Genomic DNA, 4,248 nt, shown 5'->3' on the forward strand with positions numbered 1-4,248 from the left:
TGATGATTGCGGTGGAACATCTGAATATGTGGAAGTTATTTTCAGACAATTCCTATATGAGGAAAGCGGCCATGACTACCCGCTCAGTTATGTACGCTTTACTGAGCAGCGGAATATGCAGACCTTCCTGGAGCTGATTGCCCAGAAGAAGCTGGATATTCAGTCATTGATTACCCACCGTTACGCCCTGGAGCAGGCGGGCGAAGCCTATGCTCTGATCGAAGGTCAGAAAAAAGAGCCTTATCTCGGTATCGTATTGAACTACCGTGAAGCCAGTGACCAGGCAAAAGCGACCACGGGCTCCTCAGTCATTACCCTGCAGCCAAAACCGGTGGATAAAAGTAAGCTGGGGCTGTCGTTTTATGGTGCGGGTAACTACGCCACAGCTACCCTGTTACCAATTCTGAAAAATGAAACAGGTATTGAGTTCCGTGGGCTTGTGACCGCCAGCGGTCGTACTGCTCAGGGTGTCGCTGACCAGTTTGGTTTTGCTTTCTGTGCGGGCAATTACTCTGATGTGCTGGGCGATGAAACCGATGCGGTGCTGGTCACCACCCGTCACGATACCCATGCCAGTGCCGTGGTTTCAGCACTTGAGGCTGGCAAGCATGTTTATGTGGAAAAACCCCTGGGCCTGACGGTAGAAGAACTGGCATTGGTTCATCAGGCTTATGGCAGAGCCAGAGACCGGCAGGTAATGGTGGGTTTTAATCGCCGTTTTGCGCCACTGACCACACTGGTTAATTCACACTTCAGCGGAGTAAAGAGCCCATTGGTGATTAATATCCGCACCAATGCCGGCACTATTCCTATGGATCACTGGATTCAGGACCCGAAACTGGGCGGTGGACGGATGATTGGTGAGGGCTGCCACTTTGTCGATCTGGCATCGGCACTGGCTGACTCCCTGCCGGTTTCTGTTTATGCCGTAGGTTCAGCCAAGCCGGGTAAATCAGCACTGCTGAATGATAACCTGGTGGTTACCCTGGCCTTTGCCAATGGCAGTATTGCCTGTATCACCTATACCGCCGATGGCTCCAAGGCGATGGAAAAGGAGTATGTTGAAGTATTCGGCAGTGGTCGTTCAGCCATTATCCATGACTTTAAGCAGGCGGCGCTGTTCAGTGGTGAATTGGACAAGACCCATAAAAAACTTCCAGCCCAAGACAAGGGACAAAAGTCCATGCTGCAAACCTGGCTGGCAGGCCTGAAAAGTGGCACCCCCAGCGTCAGCTATGAGTGCCTGATGGCCAATAGCCTGGCCACCATTCTGGCGGTTGAGTCCATGACCACAGGTATGCCGGTTAAGGTTGACCTTTCTGTGCTTGAGTAATTCTTCAACAGGTATTGGTTGATGGAAATCAAAGGCTCAGTTTTTATCCGGCATAATCACGCTAATCGTTGGGAAATAACTGGTGTAACGCCCCTTGTCCCGACTGACTAGCGGCCATTTGCACACGGCTGCCTGTGCTCCAATATAAAAATCCGGTAGCACCCCCGTTTTTTGTCCCCCCTTTTTACGGTATTTGAGATAAGCTTTAGCGGCCAGAAACAGGGTGTCATGGTTCAGGGGTTGCTCACCAATGTTGAGCCTGTTCAGTAATTTCAGTACCGCAGCCGGTGATTCCATACCGGCACAAAGTTCTGAAAAAATAATCGGGTTAATCACAGCATCGTAAGCTTTGGTCAGTTCACGCAAGGATTCCTTGGCCCATGTATGCCAATGACTCTCTTTATCAAGGATATCGAGTATAACGCAGGTATCCAGCAGAATGAGTGCCATCAATCATCCCTCAGAAGTTTCAATAGCTCATCGGCACCCATGTTGAGCTTGAATTCATCAGCGGCTTTTTCTACCGGGTCTTCGGTTTCAATCGTTACTTTTTGCAGTACCACTTCGCCCCGTTCGTTTTTTATAAAATTGACCCGATCTCCGGGATTCAGACCGAGACTTTTACGAATATGGGCAGGAATGGTTACCTGACCCTGCGTGGTTAATTTCATCATGATTCTTATCGCTCTGGTTTGAATCTATTAGGTATTAAATTAATAGTTAATAATTGATTAAATGACAACTTTTTCGAGTCAAGTAGAGGCCATCAGTGCTTCTGTTCTGGAGCAATCACGGCAAGACCACTTTGCCGGTTACGACCCGTTTGACGGTTTAAACAGCAAACTGTTCGAATGGATGCCCGGCCTGAAGTCGGGTATTTTTGGTTTGGCCTGGATTCAGTTTTTCAAGCAGTCTCCCATTAATTTCCGCCCCCTGCTGGGTGTACCGAAATGCCGTAACCCAAAAGGGGTAGGCCTGTTTATTCTCGGGTTACTGGAAGAGTCTCGCAGAACAGAGGATACCGTCTTTTTACAGGAAGCCACTGCACTGGCAGACTGGCTGCTAAGCCAGCAATGTGAGCGAAAGGCGTGGAAACACAGTTGCTGGGGCTACCACTTTGACTGGAAGGCCCGGGCTTTTTTTGTACCCAAGGGCAAGCCCAATGTGATTACCACGGTTTATGTGGCCCAGGCTCTTTTTGCCCTGGCGGATACTCTTGATGCGTTAGATAGTAAAAAGCAGGCAGAGGTTTATCGGAAACCGGCATTGGATGCAGCCAACTTTATTGTAAAAACCCTTTATACCGAGGCTGATGGCCGACATTTTTTTGCCTATATCCCCGGCGAAACAGCGTTTGTCCATAATGCCAGCCTTTGGGCGGCTGCCTGGGTGGCCGTTGCCGCTGCTTATACAAACAATGACGCTTATAAGGCAGTGGCGCTGAAAGTTGCCCGGCAGTCTACCGGCGAACAAAGCGAAGATGGCTCCTGGGTTTATGGTGCCCGCCACCACCACCAGTTTATTGATGGCTTTCATACCGGTTATAACCTGGAGGCTCTGGATTTAATTCGCCGGTCATTACATACCGATGAGTTTAATCAGGCTATTAAAAAAGGCTTCAGTTATTACAAAGCTAATTTCTTTGAACCAGACGGTACTGCCAAATATTACAACAACAACCGCTACCCGCTGGATATGCATTCGGTTGCCCAGGCGGTGCTGACGCTGGTTAAGCTGGCCGGTGAAGATGGTGCTGCTGAAGAAGACAGAGTACTGGCAAAAAAGGTGATCAGCCACTCACTGAAAACACTGTACCTGCCGGGCAAGCAACGGTTTGTTTACCAGAAGACCCGGCATTTCACCAACTCCATTAACTATATGCGCTGGAGCCAGGCATGGGCTTACTTTGCCTTAACCTTCTGGCTTGCCAGAAACCCTGCCGAATAAATTTCAACCTTCAATTTCTATGAATCGAATAACCTTCCTGAATTCGCCCATGGATGTCGCCACCATGGACGAAACCGTACACTTTATTAAAGACCGAATTCAAGCCAATCAGTTTACCCAGCATGTGGTCGTGAATGTGGCCAAGCTGGTGCATATGCAAAAGGATGCTCAGCTACGGGAGTCGGTCGAAGCCTGTGACATTATCAATATTGATGGTATGGGCGTTGTACTGGGGGCACGCTTCCTGGGGCATGATGTGGCAGAGAGGGTTGCCGGTGTTGACCTGTTTCATCATTTGATTGCCATGTCGGAGCAGGAAGCTTTGCCCGTTTACCTGCTGGGTGCTACTGAAGAAGTAGTCTCTGAAACTGCACGGCGGCTTCAGGCCGAGCATCCAACGCTGAAACTGGCCGGTTATCATCACGGTTATTTTTTTAACAAAGAGGGGGACGATGAAGAATCTGTAGTCAACAAGATCAAGGCCAGCGGTGCCAAGCTGTTATTTGTGGCCATCACCAGCCCGAAAAAAGAGAACTTTATCAACAAGTGGCAAGACCGGCTTGGTGTCAGTTTTGTGATGGGTGTGGGTGGTACATTTGATGTGGTGGCAGGCAAGGTTAATCGTGCACCGTTGTGGATGCAACGATACGGGCTGGAATGGTTTTACCGTGTTGTTCAGGAACCGCGCAGAATGTGGAAGCGGTATCTGGTGACCAACAGTAAGTTTGCCTGGTATTTGTTGCGGGAAAAACTTCGGAAGTAAATATTGAATAAGGTTGCTTTGAATTCAACACTCACCATTCAAAATAACTAATCTCGGATTAACCATTGATACGAATTTTAGCAGTGGGCTGGCTGGCTTTTATTGTCATTCTCTCTGCCAGTAAGAGCCTGGGCTATGGCCGCTGGGCTTGGGGCAGGGCGACAGAATCGGTCGAACGATCATCCCGATAATAGGATATTTAGCT

Annotated in this window: 5 protein-coding genes; 3 read left to right on the top strand and 2 right to left on the bottom strand. The window is 49.1% G+C overall.

The features are described from left to right. A partial coding sequence (locus KDK14_RS09790; RefSeq protein ID WP_257264916.1) for a Gfo/Idh/MocA family protein occupies positions 1–1,333 on the top strand: 1,333 nt, incomplete at its 5' end. 36 nt (positions 1,334–1,369) lie between these two features. Here KDK14_RS09790 and KDK14_RS09795 read toward each other — a convergent pair. Beyond that, positions 1,370–1,783, bottom strand: coding sequence for a type II toxin-antitoxin system VapC family toxin (locus KDK14_RS09795; RefSeq protein WP_257264917.1), 414 nt, complete (start codon positions 1,781–1,783; stop codon positions 1,370–1,372). Next, positions 1,783–2,007 (bottom strand): type II toxin-antitoxin system PrlF family antitoxin, encoded by a 225-nt coding sequence (locus KDK14_RS09800; protein ID WP_101749139.1) that lies wholly within the window; start codon positions 2,005–2,007, stop codon positions 1,783–1,785. The genes KDK14_RS09795 and KDK14_RS09800 overlap by 1 nt, the downstream gene beginning before the upstream one ends. Before the next feature lie 61 nt (positions 2,008–2,068). Here KDK14_RS09800 and KDK14_RS09805 point away from each other — a divergent pair, with 61 nt between their 5' ends. Together KDK14_RS09805 and KDK14_RS09810 are read left to right on the top strand one after the other, a co-directional pair. Further along, positions 2,069–3,280, top strand: coding sequence for an aspartate-semialdehyde dehydrogenase (locus tag KDK14_RS09805; protein ID WP_257264919.1), 1,212 nt, complete (start codon positions 2,069–2,071; stop codon positions 3,278–3,280). Between the two features lie 19 nt (positions 3,281–3,299). Next, the gene (locus KDK14_RS09810; RefSeq protein ID WP_257264920.1) at positions 3,300–4,043 is read left to right on the top strand and encodes a WecB/TagA/CpsF family glycosyltransferase; all 744 of its coding nucleotides are present in this window, start codon (positions 3,300–3,302) and stop codon (positions 4,041–4,043) included. Positions 4,044–4,248: the final 205 nt, after the last annotated feature.

This window comes from Endozoicomonas sp. ONNA2, assembly GCF_024606365.1.
Lineage (GTDB): Bacteria > Pseudomonadota > Gammaproteobacteria > Pseudomonadales > Endozoicomonadaceae > Endozoicomonas.

Bases quoted from the DNA above. Each gene is read 5' to 3' on its own strand.
- KDK14_RS09795 (WP_257264917.1), bottom strand. From the start codon at position 1,783: ATGGCACTCATTCTGCTGGATACCTGCGTTATACTCGATATCCTTGAT.
- KDK14_RS09800 (WP_101749139.1), bottom strand. From the start codon at position 2,007: ATGATGAAATTAACCACGCAGGGTCAGGTAACCATTCCTGCCCATATT.
- KDK14_RS09805 (WP_257264919.1), top strand. From the start codon at position 2,069: ATGACAACTTTTTCGAGTCAAGTAGAGGCCATCAGTGCTTCTGTTCTG.
- KDK14_RS09810 (WP_257264920.1), top strand. From the start codon at position 3,300: ATGAATCGAATAACCTTCCTGAATTCGCCCATGGATGTCGCCACCATG.